At 53.9% G+C, this 23,121-nt stretch carries 19 protein-coding genes; 16 read left to right on the forward strand and 3 right to left on the reverse strand.

Going from position 1 to position 23,121, the window contains the following annotated elements; all coding sequences use genetic code 11:
* Nucleotides 1-69 precede the first annotated feature (69 nt).
* Complete coding sequence (locus CA264_RS04930; protein ID WP_025605108.1) at nt 70-264, forward strand: hypothetical protein; 195 nt, start codon at nt 70-72, stop codon at nt 262-264.
* A gap of 76 nt (nt 265-340) precedes the next feature.
* Here the strand turns inward: CA264_RS04930 and tyrS are convergent, their stop codons facing one another.
* Both tyrS and CA264_RS04940 read right to left on the reverse strand, forming a co-directional pair.
* Nucleotides 341-1,645: a tyrosine--tRNA ligase gene (gene tyrS / locus CA264_RS04935; protein WP_025605109.1), complete on the reverse strand. Its 1,305-nt coding sequence runs from the start codon at nt 1,643-1,645 to the stop codon at nt 341-343.
* A 333-nt stretch (nt 1,646-1,978) separates the two neighbouring features.
* Entirely contained in the window at nt 1,979-3,043 is a 1,065-nt protein-coding gene (locus CA264_RS04940) for a hypothetical protein (protein WP_036775595.1), read from the reverse strand.
* A 183-nt stretch (nt 3,044-3,226) separates the two neighbouring features.
* On the opposite strand from CA264_RS04940, the gene holA reads away from it, so the two are divergent.
* From holA to trmB, 9 genes are all read left to right on the forward strand, one after another.
* Nucleotides 3,227-4,273, forward strand: coding sequence for a DNA polymerase III subunit delta (gene holA / locus CA264_RS04945; RefSeq protein WP_025605111.1), 1,047 nt, complete (start codon nt 3,227-3,229; stop codon nt 4,271-4,273).
* Between the two features lie 232 nt (nt 4,274-4,505).
* Nucleotides 4,506-7,646, forward strand: coding sequence for a tetratricopeptide repeat protein (locus tag CA264_RS04950; protein ID WP_025605113.1), 3,141 nt, complete (start codon nt 4,506-4,508; stop codon nt 7,644-7,646).
* 33 nt (nt 7,647-7,679) lie between these two features.
* Nucleotides 7,680-9,374, forward strand: a complete 1,695-nt coding sequence (locus tag CA264_RS04955; RefSeq protein WP_025605115.1) for a porin family protein — start codon at nt 7,680-7,682, stop codon at nt 9,372-9,374.
* A 10-nt stretch (nt 9,375-9,384) separates the two neighbouring features.
* Nucleotides 9,385-10,542 carry an HU domain-containing protein gene (locus tag CA264_RS04960; RefSeq protein WP_237151176.1) on the forward strand — a complete coding sequence of 386 codons (1,158 nt, stop codon included), beginning with the start codon at nt 9,385-9,387 and terminating at the stop codon, nt 10,540-10,542.
* 1 nt (nt 10,543) lies between these two features.
* A complete protein-coding gene (locus CA264_RS04965) occupies nt 10,544-11,254 on the forward strand; it encodes a MotA/TolQ/ExbB proton channel family protein (RefSeq protein WP_036775498.1) in 711 nt (236 codons plus the stop codon).
* Nucleotides 11,255-11,256: 2 nt separating this feature from the next.
* Nucleotides 11,257-11,652 (forward strand): ExbD/TolR family protein, encoded by a 396-nt coding sequence (locus CA264_RS04970; RefSeq protein WP_025605121.1) that lies wholly within the window; start codon nt 11,257-11,259, stop codon nt 11,650-11,652.
* A gap of 11 nt (nt 11,653-11,663) precedes the next feature.
* Entirely contained in the window at nt 11,664-12,590 is a 927-nt protein-coding gene (locus CA264_RS04975) for a hypothetical protein (protein ID WP_025605123.1), read from the forward strand.
* 18 nt (nt 12,591-12,608) lie between these two features.
* On the forward strand, nt 12,609-13,904 hold the full coding sequence (locus CA264_RS04980) for a bifunctional folylpolyglutamate synthase/dihydrofolate synthase (protein WP_025605125.1): 1,296 nt from the start codon (nt 12,609-12,611) through the stop codon (nt 13,902-13,904).
* Nucleotides 13,905-13,907: 3 nt separating this feature from the next.
* Nucleotides 13,908-14,561 (forward strand): tRNA (guanosine(46)-N7)-methyltransferase TrmB, encoded by a 654-nt coding sequence (gene trmB / locus CA264_RS04985; RefSeq protein WP_025605127.1) that lies wholly within the window; start codon nt 13,908-13,910, stop codon nt 14,559-14,561.
* A gap of 144 nt (nt 14,562-14,705) precedes the next feature.
* Here trmB and trpF read toward each other — a convergent pair whose 3' ends face one another.
* Nucleotides 14,706-15,329, reverse strand: coding sequence for a phosphoribosylanthranilate isomerase (gene trpF, locus CA264_RS04990; protein ID WP_036775600.1), 624 nt, complete (start codon nt 15,327-15,329; stop codon nt 14,706-14,708).
* Between the two features lie 244 nt (nt 15,330-15,573).
* Between trpF and mnmA the strand changes: the two genes are divergently transcribed.
* The 6 genes from mnmA to CA264_RS05020 all read left to right on the forward strand — a co-directional run bounded on the left by mnmA (nt 15,574) and on the right by CA264_RS05020 (nt 23,068).
* Nucleotides 15,574-16,701: a tRNA 2-thiouridine(34) synthase MnmA gene (gene mnmA / locus CA264_RS04995; RefSeq protein ID WP_025605131.1), complete on the forward strand. Its 1,128-nt coding sequence runs from the start codon at nt 15,574-15,576 to the stop codon at nt 16,699-16,701.
* Nucleotides 16,701-17,456 carry a hypothetical protein gene (locus CA264_RS05000; RefSeq protein WP_025605132.1) on the forward strand — a complete coding sequence of 252 codons (756 nt, stop codon included), beginning with the start codon at nt 16,701-16,703 and terminating at the stop codon, nt 17,454-17,456. The genes mnmA and CA264_RS05000 overlap by 1 nt, the downstream gene beginning before the upstream one ends.
* Before the next feature lie 3 nt (nt 17,457-17,459).
* Nucleotides 17,460-19,124, forward strand: a complete 1,665-nt coding sequence (locus CA264_RS05005; RefSeq protein WP_025605133.1) for a S8 family serine peptidase — start codon at nt 17,460-17,462, stop codon at nt 19,122-19,124.
* Nucleotides 19,125-19,415: 291 nt separating this feature from the next.
* Complete coding sequence (locus CA264_RS05010) at nt 19,416-19,865, forward strand: hypothetical protein (protein WP_237151177.1); 450 nt, start codon at nt 19,416-19,418, stop codon at nt 19,863-19,865.
* 107 nt (nt 19,866-19,972) lie between these two features.
* A complete protein-coding gene (rpe, locus tag CA264_RS05015; protein WP_025605135.1) occupies nt 19,973-20,626 on the forward strand; it encodes a ribulose-phosphate 3-epimerase in 654 nt (217 codons plus the stop codon).
* A 15-nt stretch (nt 20,627-20,641) separates the two neighbouring features.
* Complete coding sequence (locus CA264_RS05020; RefSeq protein ID WP_025605136.1) at nt 20,642-23,068, forward strand: TonB-dependent receptor; 2,427 nt, start codon at nt 20,642-20,644, stop codon at nt 23,066-23,068.
* Nucleotides 23,069-23,121 lie beyond the last annotated feature (53 nt).

The following is a 23,121-nucleotide window of genomic DNA, read 5'->3' on the forward strand; positions in this document are numbered from 1 at the left end:
TTGCTTGTTTGTAACAAATGTGTATATTAGAGCTATAAAATCAAATGTTTCACTATAACAATAGCTCTAATGACGAACAACTTTAACAAACTGAAGGACTTGGTTATGTCCCTGGAAGGTGACTTCGATAAGTTCTACGACAAAGGTAATGCTGCTGCTGGTACGCGCGTACGCAAAGGCATGCAAGACCTGAAGAACATGGCACAGGACATCCGCAAGGAGGTTCAGGATATCAAAAACGATAAAGCTGAGTCTGCTAAGTAATTAGCCGAAGACAGTATAAATAAAAAAGGTGGTCTGCAAAGACCACCTTTTTTATTGTATTTACCCTTACTTTCAGCTAGTTAACGGAAATTAGGTAGTAGTTTTTCTTGCCTTTCTGCACGACCAGGTACTTGCCCTGCAGCAGTTCGAAGCTTACCGGCTCCTCGGCGTGCTGTACCTTCTGGCGGTTTACGCTTACCCCGCCGTTCTTGATCATGCGCTTGGCTTCGCCCTTCGACTCGAACACCTGCCCGCCCGACAGGTCGGAGAGCAGATCCGTGACATTGGCTGCGCTGGCATAGTCTGCCTGGCTCACCTGAATTTGCGGCACTCCTTCAAACACAGAGAGCAAAACATCCTCTTTAAGGCCCTTCAGCGTCTCTAAATCGCCTTTTCCAAATAAAATTTCAGAGGCATCCACGGCTGCATTGTAGTCTTCCTCCGAGTGAACGCGAATTGTAACATCTTTAGCGAGGGCTTTCTGTAGCAAACGCTGGTGGGGGGCCTGTTTGTGCTCTTCGGTTATCTTTTCGATCTCCTCCTGCGGAAGCAGCGTGTACACCTTTATCAGTTTCTCGGCCTCTTCGTCGGACAGGTTCAGCCAGAACTGGTAGAACTTGTAAGGGGAGGTAAGGTTCGGGTCCAGCCACACGTTGCCGCCTTCCGACTTGCCAAATTTAGTGCCATCCGACTTCGTTACCAACTTGCCTACCAGGGCGAAGGCCTTGCCGCCATCCATACGGCGGATAAGCTCGGTGCCGGTCGTGATGTTGCCCCACTGGTCGGAGGCGCCCATCTGTAGTTTAAGCCCTTTATTCTTGTAGAGGTGGTAGAAGTCGTAACCCTGGATAAGTTGGTAGGCAAACTCCGTGTAAGAGAGCCCTTCGGCACGGTCACCCTCTTCGTCTGCGTTGATGCGTTTCTTAACAGAGTCCTTGCTCATCATGTAGTTCACGGTGATGTGCTTGCCCACTTCGCGCAGGAAGCCCAGGAAGCTGAAGTCTTTAAACCAATCGTAGTTGTTTACGATCTCGGCGGAGTTGGTGCCGCAGTCAAAGTCCAGGAATTTCTCCAGTTGCTTTTTGATGCCCTCCTGATTCCCGCGGAGGGTTTCCTCATCCAGCAGGTTGCGCTCCGCTGACTTTCCGGATGGGTCACCGATCATGCCGGTAGCACCGCCAACCAGGGCAAACGGCTTATGCCCGGCACGCTGCAGGTGCACCAACAGCATAATGGTGGCCAGGTTGCCAATGTGCAGCGACTTGGCCGTAGGGTCGAAACCGATATAGCCGGAGGTCATTTCAGAGGCAAGTTGTTCTTCTGTGCCCGGCATGAAATCATGGAGCATGCCTCTCCATCGCAGTTCTTCAATAAGGTTCATCTATTCCTAGTTCATCTGTTCTAGGCAAATATAAAAAAGAGTTGGCAGATTGGGGCGGAAAGGGGGGCAGGAGATCGGAACATTATTCAAAACTGCTATATTCCCAGGGCTTTTCAGCAGAGGCGGCTTGGCCCCCATACCTCATGCAGTGGAGCGTAAGCAGGAAGAACAGGGTGCGCTATTTAGCTCGTAAATTTTTGCTTATAAACTTACTGCTGTTCCAAAGCAGTTGTTCAACCAGAGGCTCTTTAAGCGAGGTAGAAGTCAAGAAGAGGCTGTTGCCGCTGCCCAAGCGCTTCACCACGGCTTGTACGACACCTCTGCATCATCTTGCTATAAGCTTCCTAGTTCCTCTGCAATGCGCTTGTTCCACTGCTCCTGTGCCTGCTTGTTCAGGCCATGCTGCGTTTCCGTGTCGTACTGTTCCTGTAGTTGGTTCATCTCCCGGAAAGACTCAATGAAGTGATACTGAATGATGCTGTTGTAGTCGGCCACGGAGAGAATTGCCGGTGTGATCTTTTGCTTGAACCGCTCCGCCACCAGTTTGGCAATGTCGAAATGCTTCTGCTCGTGGTTAAGGCAGTAGGCGTCTTTGTTTCCGGGCTTCACCCAGGAGGAGCTTTGCAGCATGTAGACTTTCATGTCGAGGTAGAGGTGCAGGACGCCCTGCTTTACCTCTGTGCGGCCTTCGTAGGAGAAACTCGGGAAAACGGCTGCCGCATACCTGCTTGGTTTGGCAGGGTTGCCGGTAAAATCGCTCCAGGCCAGTGGGCGTTGCGGAGAATAGTACACGGTGTCGGCTGTTTCGGAAGCGGCATAGTCTGAAAAGATGACTTTAATGTCCTTTGCCAGGGCCGGGTTGGTGCTTGCCTCGCGGTCCATCCAGGTATTCAGAAAGGTAAGCGACTGCACGAGGGCCTTTCGCAAGGCCGGTTCGGCCACGTCCTCCTGGCTGGCCGGGCGGTCGTAACGCAGGCCGCCGCGATACTGGGTAAGCGGCACGGTTTCATCCTGGTTCAGCCTCAGCTCAAAATCCATCGACACTACGGCCTGACCCTCTACACGGCCAGCCTTACCGGCTTTCTCCGAGATGTTCAGCTCCTTGATCCGCACTACAATGGGGCGCAGTTTTTTATTCTGTGGCAGGTTTTTAAGTATAAACTCCTGTACGGCCACATGTCCGCCGCCCGCCAGGTCTGTCGCGCCACCCGGTATAAGCCGTGCGACGGCGGCTTTGTCGACCCGGCTGTCAAGTACCTCTGCGACATAGAACTCCTTTGGCGTGAAGGGGAGTGGCTCGTGCTTCAGCACTAAGGGTGTGTTGCCTCCGGCTGTTGCCGTGGCCGCGTAAAATAACAGTAGGAGCAGCGCCAGGCTACCGGAAAGTATGGTCTTCATAAACAAATAAGCAACAGGGGATATGCAGAAGCTGCCCTGGAAGAACATGCTTTCCCGCTTTTGAGTTCTGTTGTCGAAATAACCTTTGCCATACTTTCTTTTCGCGGCAGATGCCTTAATTTTGTAGGTGCGGAGAGGCGCATGCATGCCGCTCCGCCTAATCACCATCCACAGCAGCACACCATGGCCCATACACCCGAAAACATTTTAGAGCAGCTCAAGCAAAGGCAGTTCGCGCCGGTATACTTTCTGCAAGGCGAGGAGTCTTACTACATCGATACCATCGCCGATTTTATAGAGGAACATGCCCTGCAGGAGCACGAGAAGGGCTTTAACCAGGTGGTATTGTACGGCAAGGATGTGGATGTGTCGACGGTGCTGCTGCAGGCAAAGCGCTTCCCGATGATGTCGGAGCGGTCGGTGGTGATCGTGAAGGAGGCGCAAAGCATTGCCGACATTGAGAAGGAAGAGGGGATGCGGCAGCTGGAGGCGTATTTGCAGAACCCGCTGCCGTCGACCATACTGGTGTTCTGCTACAAGCACAAAACCTTGGATGGCCGTAAAGCGCTTGCCAAAGCCGTAAGCAAACATGCGGTGCTGCTGACCACCAAAAAGCTGTACGACAACCAGGTGCCGGCATGGGTAAACGGCTACCTCAAGAGCAAAGGCATGAAAGCCTCGCAGCAGGCGGTGCTGCTGCTGAGTGAGTTTATCGGCTCAGACCTTTCGCGCTTGGCCAATGAGATAGACAAGCTGCTGATTAACCTGAAGCCGGGGGCGACCGTGGACGAGGGGCTGGTACAGGAGAACGTGGGCATCAGCAAGGAGTACAACATCTTCGAGCTGCAGTCGGCCCTGATTGCGCGCGACGCCCTGAAGGCGAACCAGATCATCCATTACTTTGAGGCAAACCCCAAGAGCAACCCGCTTATCCCGAACCTCACGCTGCTGTTCACCTTTTTCACCAAGCTGCTGACGCTGCACATGCAGCAGGACAAGTCGGAGCAGGGGATTCGCAAGAGCCTGGGCAACAGGGGCTTTTTGGTGAAGGAGTACATGCTGGCCCTCCGTGCGTTTCCGCTGCAGCGCTGCATCGACATCATACACTTTGTGCGGGTGGCCGACCTGCAGGTGAAGGGTATAACAGGGGGCGATATGAGCGATGCAGACATTCTGCGCGAGCTCGTGTTCAAGATCCTGCACCCGGTGCCACGCGCCATGGCCTCCTGAGAAAGCGGTTATTTATCCACATCGGGCAATAATTTTGAGCTCCGGCCATTGTATAGTTGCTCCGCCATATTTAACGGCTGAAAGGCTAGAAATGTGATAAATGCGGTGGCTGCTTTCTAAAAATTACTAACTTTGAAGGAGGTAGTGACAGAAGTAGCGGAAGCCACTTTAAAGTATACTTCCTTCTTTAATCAGAACAAAACGACGTGCCCTCCGGGGCGAACAGGTAAATATGAAGATAGCTTACAAAGTAGCACTTGCATCCGTACTGGCTGGCGGCTCCCATGTGGTGGTGGCGCAGCATACGCAAGTTTTCACCTCTGAGGAAAGGTACTTCCATGAAGGCATCGAACTGTTTGACCGTGCTAAGTATGGCTCGGCGCAGGAAGCCTTTAAGAAGTACATCGAGCTGATCGGAAATGACGCCAAAACCGCCGATGCGCAATATTACTACGCCCTGAGCGGCCTGTACCTGCTGCACCCCGATGCGGAGCAGCTAGTGCTCGATTTTGTGCGGAAGTACCCGACGCACCCGAAAACAGCGCTTGCCAACTATGAGCTGGGCCTGTACTACTTTGAGCAGAAAGACTACAAGAAGGCGGTGGAGCTGCTGAAGGATGCCCCGACGCACCTGCTTAGCATTAAGCAGAATAACGAGCTGGAGTTCAAGCTGGGCTACTCATACTTTGCCACCAAGGACTTTGATAACGCCAAGATTTGGTTCGACAAGAACAAGACCACGGGCTTCAGAGAGGACGAGCACCGCTTTGCCTACGCCTCCAACTACTACGCCGGCTACATCTCGTACCGCCAGGGCGATTATGCCGCGGCCAAGGCAGACCTGAAGATTGCGGAGAAAAACGAGGCTTACGCCAACATCGTGCCTTACATGATCACGGAGATCCTCTACAAGGAGAATGATATCTACGAAGTGATCCGCTACGGGGAAGCGGCCCTGGCCAGAAAGCCACAGGTGCAGCAAGCCGATGAGATTGCCCTGTTGGTGGGGGATGCGTACTACCAGAAAGCCGACTACAAAACGGCGGAGACCTACTTTAACCAGTACGCCAAAGGCAAGCGCAGCCTGGACCCGGTGGTGCAGTACAAGATTGCCGTCACTGACTATAAGAACAACAACTACAAAAACGCCATTGCCAACTTTAAGGAGGTGGCGCTTAAGAAGGATGCCCTTGGCCAGAATGCAGCCTATTACCTGGGCCTAAGCTACCTGAAGGAAGACAACAAGCAGTTTGCCCTCACCGCCTTTGACCAGGCCAGAAAGAACGACCAGGACAAGGACGTGACCGAGGCGGCCATGCTGAAGTATGCGCAGGTGAGTTTCGAGCTTGGCAACTTCAGAGAAGTCATCAACTCCCTGGCGGAGTTTAACAAGAACTTCCCTAACTCGGAGCAGGGAGAGGAGGCGGACCGCCTGCTGAGCGAATCGTACTTTGGCTCCAACGACTATGCCGCTGCCATTCGCCACATCGAGAGCCTGGAGAAGAAAAGCTGGCGCATCCTGCAAACCTATCAGCGGGTAACGTACTACCACGGCGTCAACCTGTTTAACGACAGCAAGTTTCCGCAGGCGGTAGCCATGCTGGACAAGTCGCTGCAGTACCCGTACGATAAGGAGGTGACAGCCGCCAGCCATTTTGTGAAAGGCGAGGCTTATTCCATCGGGCAGCGTTACAACGATGCCATCAACAGCTATGCCGCCGTGTTCCGCACCGCCCCAAATGCCAAGGAAGACTATTACATTAAGTCCCGCTACGGCATTGGCTACGCGTACTTTAACACCAAAGAGTACGATAAGGCCCTGACACACTTCAAAGCCTACCTGGATAACATCAAGCCGAGCAACCCGAACTACAACGATGCGACGGTGCGCCTGGCCGATACTTACTACGTAAATAAGAACTACAACGAGGCGCTGAACCTGTATGAGCGCGTGATCGCCAGCAGTTCCCCGGACCGCGACTACGCCTTGTTCCAGAAGGGTGCCGTGCTGAGCATCCTGAACCGAAACGACAAGGCCAAAGACGCCCTGCAGGAGCTGATCAACAAGTACCCGAACTCCCGCTTCCGCGACGATGCCATGTACCAGTATGCCGTGGTTGACTTTGAAGCTGGTAATTACCAGGCGGCCGTACAGGGCTTTACCAAACTGATCAACGGTGTGCCGGATAGCAAGCTGGTGCCGAACGCGCTGCAGAAGCGCGGTATCGCCTACTCTAACCTGCGCCAGAACGATTTGGCTATCGCCGATCAGCAGCGCGTGCTTAACGAGTACCCGGATTCTAAAGTGGCCAGCGGTGCGCTGTACAGCCTGCAGGAAGTGCTGGGGCAGGAGAACCGCAGCAACGAGTTCGATCAGTACGTGGACAAGTATAAATCTGCCAACCCGGAAAGCAACGCGCTGGAAAGCATTGAGTTCGAGGCGGCTAAGACGCTATACTTCAACCAGAACTACGCACAGGCTGCCACAAAGCTTGAAAACTACCTCAAGGCGTACCCTAACAGCACGTTTGTGCCGGATGCCCGTTACTACCTCGCCGACTCCTACCTGCGCAACAACAATGCAGCCGCAGGGCTGAAGCTGATGAAGCAGGTTGTGGCCAATAACCGCTCCGAATTTGTGAACCGCGCCATTCAGCGTGTGGCCGATATGGAGTTTGAGGCGAAGAACTACACCGAGGCAATTAAGTACTACAGCCGTCTGCGCGACCTGGCCACCAACCGCAAAGAACAGCAGACAGCGCTGCTAGGCCTGATGCAAAGCTACTACCGCACCAACGACTACGCTTCTGCCAAGCGTGTGGCCGGGGAGCTGATCAGCCAGGGCAATGCGTCGCTCAACGCGTACAACTCTGCGCTGTTGTTCAGAGGCAAGGCCACCTACGCCCAGGCTAACATGGAGCAGGCACTGACAGAGCTGCGCGAAACAACGGCCTCTGCCAATGATGTGAACGGAGCCGAGGCGCATTACCTCATCTCAGAGATTCTCTACAAGCAGAAGAAGTATAAAGAGGCGCTGGACCACGCCTTTGAGTTCAGCAACAAGTTTGGCAACTATGATTTCTGGCTGGGCAAGACCTTCCTGCTGATTGCGGATGTGTATGCGGCGCAGAACGAAATGTTCCAGGCGCGCGCCACGCTTAACTCCATCATAGAGAACGCTCCGAACCAGGAGATTGTGGCGGAGGCGAAGCAAAAGCTGGCCAAGCTGGACGGCACGAAGGCCAAGAGCAGCCAACAGGCGCAGCCGCAGAACCTGCAGCCAGGGCAGAAAGCCCCGGTAGAGACCACCGTGCCGCCGGTAGAAATTGACACGACCAACGCGCCGGTAGACACCACAGGTCAGCAGAACTAGTCCAAGTTTCAGATTAAGAGGAGATTCATTAGCATGAAAAATAAATTAAGATTAGCCTCACTTGCCATTGTAATGAGCGTTGGGTACAGCTACCTAAACAGCGCGCAGGCGCAGAGCCAAGGCTGGTCCGAAGGCACGAAGCTGGAGGACGCCGAGGTGGTGGTAGAGAAGAGCCGCGTCATTGAGTTGCCCCAGGCGGCCCGTAATTACGAGAAGTTCCGTATTAACCCACCGGAGATCGGGGACCGCAACGTGCGCTACCGCTTCGTGGACTACCGCCTGCCGTCGCAGGACATAGAGCTGCAGATGCGCGTGCTCACCATTAAGCAAGACGAGCTGACCAAGCTGTACGGCAACTACCTGAAGGGCGGCCTCGGCAACTACGGCACGCTTTACCTGAAAGGCTATTTCCATAACAAGCGCAGCGACGTTGCCAGCTATGGAGCACAGGTAAGCCATGTTTCCTCTTCCAGGGGACCGGTAGATAAAGATAACTCCGCTGTGTCACAGTCTGAAATCAGCGTGAACGGAGAGCGTTACTTGAAAGGCTTTACAGTAGGGGGCGACCTGAAGTACGGCCGGGAGAAGCATTACTTCTACGGTTATGAGCCACTCTTTGAGAACGACGTAGATGTAGACCGCGATACGATTAAGCAGGTGTTTAACCGCATACAGGCCGAGGGTTTCTTTCACAACCAGACATCCGGGGCTCCCTTCCTGTACAAAACCAACGCACGCTTACGCTATATCAACGATAACTACGATATGAGCGAGAGCAACTTTGCCGTTGACTTCCGCAGCGAGTACGGCATTGACGAGGAATCCGCTTTTAAGGTAGACGCAGACCTGTCGGTTCTGTCGCACAAGGACTCTGCCGATGTGAGCCGTGGCCTCTTTAAACTGCATGCGGCCTATGAGCGCAAACTGAATGCGTTGCGCCTGACGCTGGGTGCCAAAGTGGCCTATACCGGCGATGACGTGAACAGTGCCCGCAACTTTAACGTGTACCCGATGGTGCAGGTAGGGCTGGAGCCTGTTGAGGGTAACCTGTTGATTTACGGTGGTATAGGTGGTGATCTTCAAAGAACTACTTTATACGAACTGACGAAGGAGAACCCTTACCTGGCGCCAAACGTGCAGGTGGCCGATGTAAACAAAGGGCTGGAGATTTACGGTGGCTTTCAGGCGAACGTGGCCAACTATGTGCACCTGAACGGCCGTGTCGCTTACCAGAACTTCCGCAACCTGTACTTCTTTAACAACTCCGAAGCCGACCCGTCTAAGTTTGAGCTGCTGTATGACGACGGTGTGACAAATGTTTTCAACGTTTTTGCAGAGGCTTCCTTCAACTATTCTGATGAGATTCGCCTGGGCTTAAAGGCTGACTACAACAGCTATAACACTGATGAGTTAGAGAAACCCTTCTATCGTCCGGAGTTGATGGCCAGCGTTTACGGTACCTACAACTTCTACGACAAGATTCTGTTTAACTCAGAACTTTACTATATTGGGGATTCATTTGGCCGTATTACCCGTCCGGACGGTACCATCGCGTTGCGTCAGACCGACTCTATCATCGACCTGAACCTGAAGGCGGACTATAAGTTCACGAACAACTTTACCGTGTTCCTGATGGCCAACAATATTTTTGGAAAGAAATACGAGCGTTTCGTAAATTACCCGAATAAAAGTGTTAACCTGATTGGAGGCGTTACTTACTCATTCTAATAAAATGCCTATGGTTGAGAAGCATATCAAGTCACTGCTCTATGATCATGACTGTGTCATCATCCCTGATTTTGGGGGGCTGATTGCGCGGTATGTGCCTGCCCGTATAAACCCTGTGAAGCATACGCTGGCACCGCCCTCAAAAAAGATCGCCTTTAACGAAAAGCTGATCCTGAACGATGGCTTGCTGATCAGTACGATTGCGTACCAGCACAGCATCTCGAAAGAGGAGGCGCAGCGTCGCGTGGCTGAGTTTGTGCACCAGGCGAAAAGCAACCTGCATCACCAGAACCGCTTCGAGCTAAGCGATATCGGTATCTTTAAGTACAACGCCGAGCGCCGTCTCGTTTTTGAGTATGTGGAGGCAGATAATATGCTGGAAGCCAGTTTCGGCTTGCCTGAGCTGGTGGCAAGGCCTGTACGTGTAGAGGAGCCGGCCGTGCTGCGAACGCTCATCAAAGAGCGTCAGCAGGAGCTGGCAGAAGAGAAGCGTCCGCTGCGCAGGCGCATCAAGCGTGCCTATAACGTTGCCGCCGGGCTGGCTTTGGCCGGTCTTTCGGCATCAGCCCTGTACTTTCTGTCGCTGCAGGCCGACTATAACCTGAGCAGCCTGAACCCGGTGATGGCGCTCACGTCCGGTTACAGCTCCGCTACGCACGAGGCCCCAAACCGCTACGCTTCCGATTACGTGCCTTTCACCGCAGATGAGCGCATGGAGTCGTATGCTGCCGTGCTTCCGGTGGCTGAGCAGGCGGCGGACCAGGGCACGGAGGAACTGCAGGACATGGAATACACTGCCTCTTTCGTTTCCGGAGATGCAAGCGAAACTGTAGCTGAAGCCGACGAATGGGGTGTAGGAGAGGTTGTTACAGAAGAGGCTGCGTCGCCTGCCGAGGCGGTAGAAACAAATTTGCCGGCGCATGTAATTAACGGCACTGACGGACGTTTCTACATCATTACAGGCGGCTATGCCCGCATGGAGAATGCGGAAATGAGCCGCGCTGAGTTTAAGGAGAAAGGGCAGGAGGTAAAGATCCTGACTCCGCGCCCTGGCAGCAGGCTGTTCCGCGTGGCTGTTGCGGATTTCCCATCATCAGAGGAAGCGCAGGGAGCCCTGGACACTTACAGAAAGAAATTCGGAGAAACACTTTGGGTACTTAACAATTAACATGACATCACTCTTATTACAAATCACCACGACGGCTGACGCCGACACAACTGCAGCATTGGCAGAGGGGGCAGAGGCTGCAGCAGACACTTCCGTATCGCTTTTTGATTTGGCAATGAACGGTGGGTGGGCCATGATTCCGCTTGCCCTGCTGTCGCTGGCGGCCATTTACATTTTTATGGAGCGCTACCTGACCCTGAAGAAGGCAGCCAAAAACCCGGAAGGTTTTAACGACCGCATCAAGAGCATGGTGTTGGCCGGCGACATCAACGGCGCCAAAATGCTGTGCGCGCAGGCAAACACGCCTGTTTCGCGCATGATCTCCAAAGGGGTGTCGCGCATTGGCAGCCCGCTGAAGAACATTGAAACCTCCATCGAAAACGTTGGAAAGATTGAGATCAGCCGTCTGGAGAAAAACCTTTCTGCGCTGGCTACCATTGCCGGTGCAGCGCCTATGCTGGGCTTCCTGGGTACGGTAACAGGTATGATCGGTGCGTTTATCGCGATTGCGCAGGCAGAGGGTTCTGTTAGCCCGAAGCTGCTTTCTAGCGGTATTTACGAAGCAATGGTAACCACTGCCACTGGTCTGATCATCGGCCTTCCGGCTTATGTTGGCTACAACTACCTGGTGTCCAAAATCGACAGTATCGTGCATGCCATGGAGTACTCTTCCATAGAGTTCCTTGATCTTCTACAAGAACCACAGCTTTAAGAATGAATTTCCGCTCAAAGAACAGGATCAATGCAGAGTTCAGCATGTCGTCGATGACGGACATCATCTTCCTGTTGCTGATCTTCTTCATGCTTACGTCAAACTTTGTTACCCCCTCGGGGTTGCCGGTGAGCCTGCCTAGCAGCAAGACTTCTGATATTGTGATGCAGAAGATCAGCGTGACCATCACAGAGGACCTGCAGTACTATCTGAATGATAAGCCGATTGAGCTAGAGGACATCGAGCCCCAGCTAACCGCCTTGCTGCAAGGAACAGAGGAGGGCGCCGTGGTGTTACACGTAGACAAGAGCGTGCCGGTAGAGCACCTGGTGAAGGTGGCCGGTATTGCCAAGAACCTGAACGCAAGTGTAACACTGGCCACTGTGCCAACTGAATAAGAACTGATACTATGGCTATTGCCCAGACACAGGAAGAAGAAAAGAATAAACGCATCGCCGCCGGTGTCAGCATCGGGGTGCATGTGCTTATCCTGCTTTTTCTGATTTACATGCTGGCTTGGCGTGCCCCAGACCCACCTGCGCCCGAGCTAGGCATTCAGCTTAACTTCGGGATGGACAACGTGGGCAGCGGCGATGTGCAGACAAAGGCAAGCGCGAATGAGTCTAAAAACGTGGAGGACAGCAAGCCTGCCCCGACACAGCCTGAGCCAGAACCGGAGCCGCAGCCCGAGCCTGTTTCGCAGCCAACGCCTCCGGCGCAGCCCGTAGAGACACCGAAGGTAACCACTACCACAGCCGAGGCCCCGGTTTCGGTAAAGGAAGTGGTAAAGCCGCAGCCAAAGCCTAAGCCTACCAAAGAGGAGGTGAAGGAGCCGGCACCAAAGCCGACGCCGCCCAAGGAGGAAGTTGTGAAGAAGGAGCCGGAGAAGCCAAGGTCCCTTTACCCGGGCCAGCCAACCAATAGCAATGGCACCGGCAAAAACGGTTCTTCCGATACCCCGACCGGCAACAACAACGGCGATGATACCGGAAAAGTAGGCGACAAAGGCGACCCGAGCGGCGATGTGAACGCCAAGGCTCTGTACGGCAAAGCTGGCGGTGGAGCCGGCGGCTCCCTGAACATGCCGGGCTGGCGCTACGACATCGAACCAAAGCGCGACCCCTATAGCAACGAGACCGGCCTGATCCGCTTCCGAATTAAAATCGACGCCGATGGGAACCTGGTAAACGTGGAGGTGCTGGAAAACACTGTTTCGCCGCGCGTTTTATCGTGGTACAAGGAGCAGCTGTACAAAACCACCTTCAGCCGTACCGGCACGGGAGCTGCCACAACCGGCGCTTCTGGTGTGGTAACGTTCCGCATTACGGCCCGCTAAAACTTTACTATTTTTTTGATGACCTATCAAGAGTGCCTTGATTACCTATACCAGCAATTGCCGATGTACCAACGCATCGGCAATGCTGCTTTTAAGAAGAGCCTAGACAATATCACAGCGCTTTGTGAGGCGCTGGGGCAGCCGCATCAGCAGTTCAAAAGCGTTCATGTGGCCGGTACCAACGGCAAGGGCAGCAGCTCTCACATGCTGGCGGCAGTACTGCAGGAGGCTGGCTACAAAACCGGGCTTTATACTTCCCCGCACCTTAAGTCCTTTACCGAGCGCGTGCGGGTAAACGGGCAGGAGCTGCCGCAGGAATACCTCATCCGCTTTGTGGCAAAGCATAAAGCGCTTTTTGAGCGTGTTAAGCCCTCATTTTTCGAAATGACGGTAGCATTGGCCTTTCAATACTTTGCAGAGGAGCAGGTGGATGTTGCTGTGATAGAGGTGGGGTTAGGCGGCCGTCTCGACTCGACCAACATCATTACGCCGGAACTATCCCTGATCACCAACATTAGCTACGACCACCAAAGTATGCTGGGCGACACCCTGGGAGCTATCGCTGCCGAGAAAGCCGGTATCATTAAGCCCAATGTGCCGGTGGTTATCAGTACACGCCAGCAGGAAGCAGAGGAGGTGTTCGTGGCAAAGGCAGCTGAGGTAGGAGCCGGTTTATACTTTGCGCCGGATCATTTCCGGCTGGAACGGACCGACAGTGACCTGCAGCGCCAGGTTTTCCAGGTGTACTGCGATGAGGCGCTCTACCTGCAGGGCCTTGAGCTGGATCTCTCGGGCGTTTACCAGAAGTATAATTTACCGGGAGTGTTGCAGGCGCTGGCCGTGCTGCAGGAGCAAAAGGGCTATGTGGTGCCGGAGAGCGCTGTACGGAAGGGCCTGGCCCACACGAAACGCATCACCGGCCTGAAAGGGCGTTGGCAGGTGCTGCAGCAGGCGCCTTTAACCATTTGTGACACGGGGCATAACGAAGACGGTGTCAAACAAATACTGCAAGGGTTGGAAGTCCTTCAGCCAAAGCAGGTGCACATGGTTTTTGGTGCCGTGAACGACAAGGACGTCATTAAAATCCTGCAGCTGCTGCCCCAAACGTATGCCTATTATTTCTGCCAGGCAGATATTCCGCGGGCATTACCCGTACAGGAGCTGTTGCAAAAGGCCGCTTCGGTAGGTTTGCAGGGGGAGGGGTATGCCACGGTGGCGTCTGCTTTGGCGGCGGCCAGAGCAAATGCAGCGCCTGATGAGGTTATTTTTATTGGAGGTAGTACCTTTGTGGTTGCTGAAATCGACGAACTATAAGACATGGGAAGATCAAAACTGGCAAAGTTTGCCGCTATAGCTGAGCGTGAGAATGTAATTGAGCCCGGTGATGCTTTGTACGGGCAGCTGAGGGGGAAGTGGCGTGAGCTTCATTTCGAAAACAACAACCCGGTAGTGCTGGAGGTTGGCTGTGGCCGCGGAGAGTATACCATCGGCATGGCCCGGATGTTCCCGGATACGAATTTTATTGGCTCTGATATCAAGGGCGCCCGCCTCTGGAAAGGCAGCACCATGGCAGAGGAGGAGGAACTGGATAACGTGACCTTCCTGAGGACCTTTATTGAGCAACTGGAAGAGAATTTTGCCGAGAATGAGCTGGACCAGATCTGGATCACCTTCCCGGACCCTCGCCCGCGTGACCGCGACATCAAGCGCCGCCTCACGTCTCCGCGTTTCCTGGATATGTACGAGAAGGTGCTGAAGCCCGGCGGCATTGTGCACTTCAAAACCGACAACGAGGCCCTTTTCGATTACACGCTGGAGATTCTGGCGGAGCGAAAGCCGAAAGACTTACTATACACCAAAGATCTCTACAACTCAGACCTGCAGGAGCACACCATGGGGATTTATACCACCTATGAGAAGCGCTACCTGGGCGAAGGTATTCCGATCAAGTACCTGCAGTACAAAGTATAAATGCTGAATTGTAAGGCTTGAGTTGTAAGCTATAAAAAAAGCAAATGCCCGCGGGCAGACGTTCGCGGGCATTTGCTTTTAAGGATTCCAGGCGAAGGGCTTTTAAATCAAAGCGCAGGGCTCTTAAGCAGGATATGGAATTTTCTAGGCTTCCTCTATTTCTTCGAAGATCTCTGCCAGTTCGTCAAAGTCTTTAAGGCCGGGTTTAATTTCGTGGCCGCCCTGGAGGCCGATGCCCGTCGGCTTGATTCCTTTGAGGATAGGCGTGATGTTATCCTTGTCGATGCCGAAGCCCAGGTAAATTTTATACTTCTTGGCAAGGCCGGCTAAGAAGCGGGTGTTGGTGTCGTCGATGGAGCTAAAGTCGTCGGAGAAGATGATAAAGGAGTGCACGTAAGGGCTGTAAAGCTCCATCATTTCCAGCAACTCACTCTCCACGGTATCCTTGTTAATGAACACCTTCTGGATAACCGGGCGGTTGATTTCCTCAATCTCGTCGATCAGGTAGGGCACATCCAGCTGAATAAAATCCAGGTTGTACTCCTCGGCCATCTCGTTGATCAGGTCCGGCCTGGCGCGCAGGAACTCTCCGGCCACCTGTACACCTGCTATCCAGCCGGATATCTCCTTCAGCGTCTCCGGTTGCACGCGCGCGGGGTCATCCAGCTTAAGGTTAAAGCCAATGATGTCGACACCCATGCCGGCGCAGTAGCGAGCATCGCTTAGGTTGTTTATGCCATTAACTATCACAGAGGTACGTAGGCCCATGGTAATGTATACTTTAAGTTTTATGATCAGTTTATCTACACTTTTTCGCGGTTCAAAGTAAAAGCGATTTTCTGTGCCAAACCACCTTTTTCTGTTTTTTTTCGAGTAAAAGAGCCCTTTTGGCACAGCCTGATTGCGTTACCTGCGCCATTATTTAGAACCTTAATCTGTATAACTCTGTTGTTGTTGCTATATTTGCATCCAATAGAAAATTATTTTAAATCGACATATACCTTTAATATAAATGAGTACAAAAGGAAGGGTATTGGTAGCCATGAGCGGCGGCATCGATAGTTCGGTGGCGGCCGTAATGCTGCATGAGCAGGGCTACGAGGTAGTGGGGATGACCATGAAAACCTGGGATTATGCCTCCAGCGGAGCCAGCAAGAAAGAAACAGGCTGCTGCTCCCTCGATTCCATCAACGATGCCCGTAATATCGCCGTGCAGCTGGGCTTCCCGCACTATATTATAGACATTCGCGAGGAGTTCGGTGATTTTGTCATCAACCATTTCACAGACGAGTACCTTGCCGGGCGCACGCCGAACCCGTGTGTGCTGTGCAACACCCACATCAAGTGGGATGCCCTGCTGCGCCGCGCCGACCAGCTGGGTTGCGACTACATCGCCACCGGCCATTACGCCAACCTGCGCCAGGAAAACGGCCGTTATGTGATCTCCAAGGGCCTGGACGAAAACAAAGACCAGTCGTATGCGCTTTGGGGTATTTCGCAGGAAAGCCTGAGCCGCACTATTTTCCCGCTGGGCGGGCTGCATAAGACCGAAATACGTGAGATGGCGCGTGAGCGTGGCTTTACCGAGCTCGTGAACAAGCCAGAGTCTTACGAGATATGCTTTATCCCCGACAATGACTACCGTGGCTTCTTGAAGCGCAGGGTAGAAGGCTTGGAAGAGCGCGTGGCTGGCGGTGAGTTTGTGTTGGAAGACGGCACGGTCGTAGGCAAGCACGAAGGCTATCCGTTCTACACCATTGGGCAGCGCAAAGGCTTGGGTGTTGCTTTAGGTTTTCCGGCCTATGTAACACGCATTGAGAAGGATAATAACCGCGTGGTGCTCGGCAACTACGAAGAGTTGGCTAAAAACGCCATGACGGTAGGCAAGCTCAACATGTCTAAATACGAGAACCTGGTTGGCCAGCCGATACCTACCGTTACGAAAGTACGTTATAACGACGGGGGCACCGAAGCCATTATTGAGCAGGAGGGCGACAAGATGAAAGTTCACTTCCTGAGCGGGGTGCATGCCATTGCTCCTGGCCAGGCTGCTGTTTTCTACGAAGGCAACGACGTAGTGGGAGGCGGCTGGATAGAGTCTAACTATAATTCAGAGTACAACCTGAACGTGCTGCAATAATGAAAAACGCGCTGTTGCTTTTGGTGATGCTGGCAGGCCTGCTAACCGCTTGTGAAGACAAGCACAAGGAACCGGACCCGGCCATGATGGGCTTCGGGTACTATCCGCTGGAGATAGGCGACTACCGCATCTACCAAGTAACAGATATCAGCTACAAGAATGATGTGGGAGACACGGCCCGTTTCCAGCTGCGCGAGCGGATAGACACGTCCTTTACAGATCAGACAAACGAGCTGGTGTATAAAGTGGTGCGCTCGGTGCGGCCGGATGAGGGTAGCCCGTGGGTGGATGACTCCGTGTACGTTGTGTCCAAAACCAGCAAGATGCTGCTGCTCACCAAGAATAACACCAAGTTCGTGAAGCTTGTTTTCCCGGTAAAGGAAGGCAAAACCTGGCTCGGGGATGCCTACAACGACCGTAAGGCGCTGAGCTATGAGCCGGACCCGAGCAAGAGGTCTGATTACTACCTTGGCAAAGACCCTTATACCTATGAGAACAGGGGGGCTTCGTTTACGGTTAACGGCGAAACCTACGGAAACACTGTCACCGTTGTTCAAGGCGTGCCCACTGAAAGCTGGATCGGGCTTGATGATCGCAAGGAGGTGTATGCAGAAGGCGTTGGCATGGTGTACAGGCTGTATAAGCGGATTGTTTACTGTAACGAAACAGAGTCCTCGGGCTGTGATTACGCTATTGGCTTTAAACTGTACGGTAACGAGCGCACCGAAGAGCTGATCTCCCAGGGAAAAGAATAGGCTATGCGCTGTCTGCTCCTCTATGTCTGTCTGCTGCTGTCCTGGCCTGTACTGGCGCAGGAGCCTGCTGATACAGATGTAGAGGAGCAGAAGCGTTTAGTATACTTCACGGATAAGGCCGACTCGCCTTACTCCCTCTCAGAACCACTTGGGTTCCTTTCATCTAAATCGCTGGAGCGCAGGCAACGGCAAAGCATTCCCCTCACTTCCCGTGATCTTCCTGTAAACCCAGTTTATGTAGCTGGTTTAAAAGACGCCGGCGTACAGGTATGGTACACCTCCCGGTGGTTTAATGCAGCGGTGGTGCAGTGCACTGAGGCGCAGGTGCCGGAGATTGAGGCGCTACTTTATGTTAAAAGTACCCGCACCTTAAACCGTATCGCTTCTCCTGCTACACCGCAGCTGCGCCTGCAGGAGCATAAGCTGGAGGTGCTGCCGTTGGCGGCTACTGTTGCCCCGGCGTTGGAAAGCAAAGATTACGGCGCGGCCTATCACCAGGCCAGCATGCTGGGAGCGGATGCGCTGCACGCCGCCGGCTACACCGGTGCAGGAATGACGATCGCTGTTTTTGACGCTGGCTTTCCCGGTGTTCCTGCTATCGAAGCTTTTTCGCACCTTTTCCAGAACGAGCAGCTGCAGGGCACCTTCGACTTTGTGCGGAAGCAGGAGGACGTGTTTGGTGCCAGCGCGCATGGTACGGCTGTGCTTTCTACCATGGCGGCCTATGCTCCCGGCGAAATGATCGGCACGGCTTATGCGGCCAATTACCTGCTGCTGCGCACGGAAAATGCCGCCTCCGAACATAACATTGAAGAAATTAACTGGCTGTTGGCCGCTGAGTACGCCGATAGTGCGGGCGCCGATGTGATCAACTCCTCCCTCGGGTACACCACCTTTGATGCTCCCTCGCGCAGCTATACTTACCGGGACCTGGACGGAAACACCACCCTGGTTGCCAAAGCGGCGGATTACGCCGCGGCAGCCGGTATGTTGGTGGTGGTGAGCGCCGGTAACGACGGAGACAAGCCGTGGCGGTACATTGCCTCTCCGGCCGATGCCGATTCCGTGTTAACCGTGGGCGCCGTGGATTCGCTGGGGGCCAAGGCCGCTTTCAGCTCCTTCGGGCCAAGCGCGGATGGGCAGGTAAAGCCGGATGTGGTGGCTCTCGGACAGAAAGCCTACGTGCTGAATGCCGCCGGAAATGTTGTTGCAAGTAACGGCACCTCTTTTGCAGGACCGATTATGGCTGGCTTTGCCACAAGCCTGTGGCAGGCGAACCTGAATAAAACGGCCCAGGAAATGATACAGCTGCTGCGGCGGATAGGCAGCAACGCCGCCAGCCCGAACAACGGCCTTGGCTACGGGATTCCCGAATACAGCCGTACAATCACAGCTTTGCCTAACATGCCTGTACAGGAAGCGGTTTACATTACGAACCCGGTGCGGCATGAGCCGGTCATACTTTCGCTGGGGCAGGACTGGTTGCAGCAGCCGGTAGAGGTACTGGTGCTGGATGCCACGGGTAAAAGAGTATTCTCCCAACGTATAAAAGGAGCACAGCTGGAGCAGCCCCTGGGTTTGCAGGCGCAAAGCCTGCAGCAAGGGCTCTATATTTGCCGTATCCGCTCCGGCAGCCGCGTCACAACGGTTCGCTTTGTAAAGCTGTAGCTGTTTAATAATATATTTTCATTTTTATATAATAAATTGCTTCGGATGCAGTTTCTATAGCAGCAACTTCCTGTAGTTGCAGGTTTTATTCTGATCCATTTCTTCCACACCGTAAACGCGCCTTCCCTGAAACAACTATTTCTGTGCCTTTTGGTAACGCTGCAGTGCACCTGCAGCTACACTGCTTCTGCCCAGGAAGCAGGCTGGGTGGTTGGCACTCTGCTCCAGCCGGACAGTAAAACCCCTGTGCTTGGGGCTAGCATTAGTAACATTCGTTCCCAAAAAGTTGCCGTGTCAGACGAAAAGGGCAGGTTTTTGATGCAGCTTGCTGCCGGTGACTCACTTTTGGTGCACGCCCTGGGCTATAAGACTTTTCTGTACCTGCATCCGGCGGAGGCTGCCCGGCAAAAGGAAATTGCCATCACCCTAACGGCGGATGCCGTCCTGTTGAAGGAGGTGGAGGTGTTTGCGCTGCCGTCGCTGCGGGACCTGAAGACTAAGGGCTTCAATCTGCCGGACAATGTCCGCAGCCCCAATTATGTGCCGGCCCCTGAGCCTGTGCAGCAGCTGCCTTCGCCGAGCGTAGGAGGGCCCATCGACGCTCTGTACAACATGCTTTCGAACGAGGGGAAGCAGCTTCGGCAGTTAAAGGCGTTTGAGCAGCGGCAGGCGGCGGAGCAGGAACGAAAAGAGCAGGAAGACTACAACAAGTATTTCAAGGACAACAAAGGGTATCAGTAGGAGCGCAGCCTTGTGTGCTCATCTCGAGCGCCTGCACTAGGTAAGAGAAGCAATCTGAAGGGACAATCCTGGTTTCTAATTCACAATTAAAAACTACCTTTGTAACTATGAAACCTATCATATCCCCATCTGTACTCGCTTCTGACTTTGCCAACCTGCAGTCGGAGGTGGAAATGCTAAACAAGAGCCAGGCCGACTGGCTGCACATCGACATCATGGATGGCCGTTTTGTGCCGAACATTTCCTTCGGGTTTCCAGTAATGGAAGCCATCAAGCGTCATGCGCAGAAGCCAATGGATGTGCACCTGATGATTGTGGAGCCGGAGCTGTACATCGAGCGCTTCAGGGCCGCCGGTGCCGACACTATTTCAGTGCACATTGAGGCTACCAACCACCTGCACCGCACCGTGCAGCAGATAAAGGCCAGTGGCGCGAAAGCAGGCGTTGCAGTAAACCCGCATACTTCGGTACAGCTGCTCGAGGACGTAATCGCGGACCTGGACATGGTGTGCCTGATGTCGGTGAACCCGGGCTTTGGAGGCCAAAAGTTTATTGAGAACACCTACCGTAAGATAGAGGCCATGAAAAACCTGATCATCCAGCGCAACTCGCAGGCTTTGATTGAGATAGACGGGGGCGTGAACCAGGAGAATGCGCCGCTGCTGCTGCAGAGGGGTGCCGATGTGCTGGTTGCCGGTAGCTTTGTATTTTCGTCTGCCGACCCAATTCAGACAATCGCTGATCTTAAATCATCTAAATAACCCTTTGCAATCCTGATGCTGAAATATCTATCGGTGTGGTTCTGTTTACTTCTGCCTTTAGGTGTTTCAGCCCAGCAGGCAAAGCTGGTGGGGCGTGTGCTGAGCCAGCAGGGAGAGCCGCTGGAGATGGCAACCGTGGCCGTGCAGGGAACAACTGTCGCCACGCAGACTAACGCGGCGGGGGACTTTGCTCTTAATGTGCCGCCTCGGCGCGAGCTGGTGCTGCTGGTGCGCTACCTGGGTTATAAGGAGCAGCGGCAAAGCCTGACGCTCCAAAACGGCGAGAGCCGTACGCTGCAGTTTATACTTGAGGCGGACCCGCAACAACTGCAAACCCTGGATGTCCGTGGGAAAAGGGAGGACGACACCCGCGAGCAGGTTAGCGTTACCCGGCTGGACCCGCGCAACATCAAAAACCTTCCTTCCGCCTTCGGCGATTTTAACAAAGTACTGGTTACCCTTCCCGGCGTTACGAGCAATAACGAGCTTTCCAGCACCTACTCGGTACGCGGCGGCAACTACGACGAGAACCTGGTCTACGTCAACAACATCGAAATTTACAGGCCTTTTCTGATTACTGCCGCGCAGCAGGAGGGGCTCTCTTTTGTAAACCCAGACCTGGTCGGGGATATTCAGTTCTCGTCCGGGGGCTGGCAGCCAAGGTATGGCGACAAACTTTCCTCCGTGCTGAACATCCAGTACAAGCGGCCCACCGAGTTTGCAGCTTCCGTAAGCGGCGGCTTAACCGGGGGCACCATTCACCTGGAGTCGGCCTCTAAAAACAAAAAAGTCTCCTACCTCTTCGGTGCCCGGCATAAAAACGGCCAGTACATTCTCAAGGGCCTGCAAACGGAGGGGAAGTATAACTCGGTGTTTACAGATGCACAGGCTTATGTGCACCTTGACCTGTCGAAGGAGCCGGGCCGCACGACCCTCGGTATTCTGAGCAGTTACGCCAAAAACGATTTCCAGGTAGAGCCGGAGTCGCAGGTGACTACCTTCGGTACCCAACAGACACCCCTGCGGCTGGTGATTGGCTTTGAGGGGCAGGAGCAGATGGAGTACGCGACCTACCAGGCGGGCGTTAACCTGGCCCACCGCTTCACAACAAACTATACTTCTGAGTTCATACTTTCGGGCGTCCACTCGCGGGAGCGCGAGTTCCGGGACGTAGAGGCGGCGTACCGCCTGTGCGACGTGGGCACCAACGGCAACAATTTTGGCGAGTGCCTGCAGGAGCGCGGCGTGGGCAGCGAGTTTAACCATGCGCGGAATACCCTATTGGCCCGTATGCTGGTGGCTGAACTGCGTAACAGCTGGCGCCTGAGCCAGCGCAGCCAAGTGCAGTTTGGTGCCAAGGTGGGGTCAGAGAACGTGGAGGACGCCCTGCAGGAGTACGGTTTTACCGACTCGGCTGACTACGTTTCGCAAGACTATTACCTGAACTCACAGCTCGACCTCAACACCCTGCGCTACAGCGGTTACCTGCAGCACACCTTTGAGCTGGACTCGCTCAAAACGATTACCTACGGCGTGCGGGCCACGTACTGGGACTACAATGGAGAACTGAACCTCTCGCCGCGCATACAGTACTCCTTTATTACCCGCCGTAATCCCAACCTCTCGTTTAAGACAGCGCTCGGCCTGTACTACCAGCCGCCGTTTTACAGGGAGCTGCGCAATTTTGAGGGAGAGCTTAACCCCGACATTAAGGCGCAGCGTGCCATCCATGCCATCATCGGCACCGATTACCTGTTTGATGCCTGGGGGCGTAACTTTAAGCTCACCGCAGAGGCCTATTACAAGCGGATGACAAACGTGATTCCTTACGACCTGGACAATGTGCGCCTGCGATACTATGCAAAGAACAACGCCAAGGCATACGCAGCCGGTTTTGATGTGCGCGTTAACGGGGAGTTTATCCCCGGGGCTGAGTCGTGGCTTAGCTTGGGGGTGCTGACAACGAAGGAAAACGTGCAAGGCGACTCTGTTTCTGTGTTCAATGCGCAGGGAGAGCGTGTGGGGCGGCAGGAGCAGGGCTACATCCGGCGGCCTACGGACCAGCTGCTCAACATCGGCGTTTTCTTCCAAGACCACCTGCCGGACAACCCCACGGTGCGCATGTACCTCAACTTAGTTTACGGGAGTGGCTTGCCTTTTGGCCCTCCGCGCCAGCCGGAGTACCGGAACGCCTTCGACGGCAGGGCCTATAAGCGTGTGGACATCGGTTTTTCCAAGGTTATTGTAGTGGAGAGCGATGTTGTGCAACGCCAAAAGTTTGGCCTTGAGAGCCTTTGGATAGGGCTGGAGGTGCTGAACCTGATCGATGCCAAGAACCGCGTGTCTTATAACTATGTGAGCGATGTTAACGGCGTTACGTATGCAGTGCCCAACTACCTGACCGGTCGCCGCCTGAACCTGCGCTTCGTAGCCAAGTTCTAGTAGCGGTATAAAAGCAGAGCGGGAGCCCGATTTACCGTGCTCCCGCTCTGCTT

Origin of the sequence: Pontibacter actiniarum (assembly GCF_003585765.1) — a bacterium.
Lineage (GTDB): Bacteria > Bacteroidota > Bacteroidia > Cytophagales > Hymenobacteraceae > Pontibacter > Pontibacter actiniarum.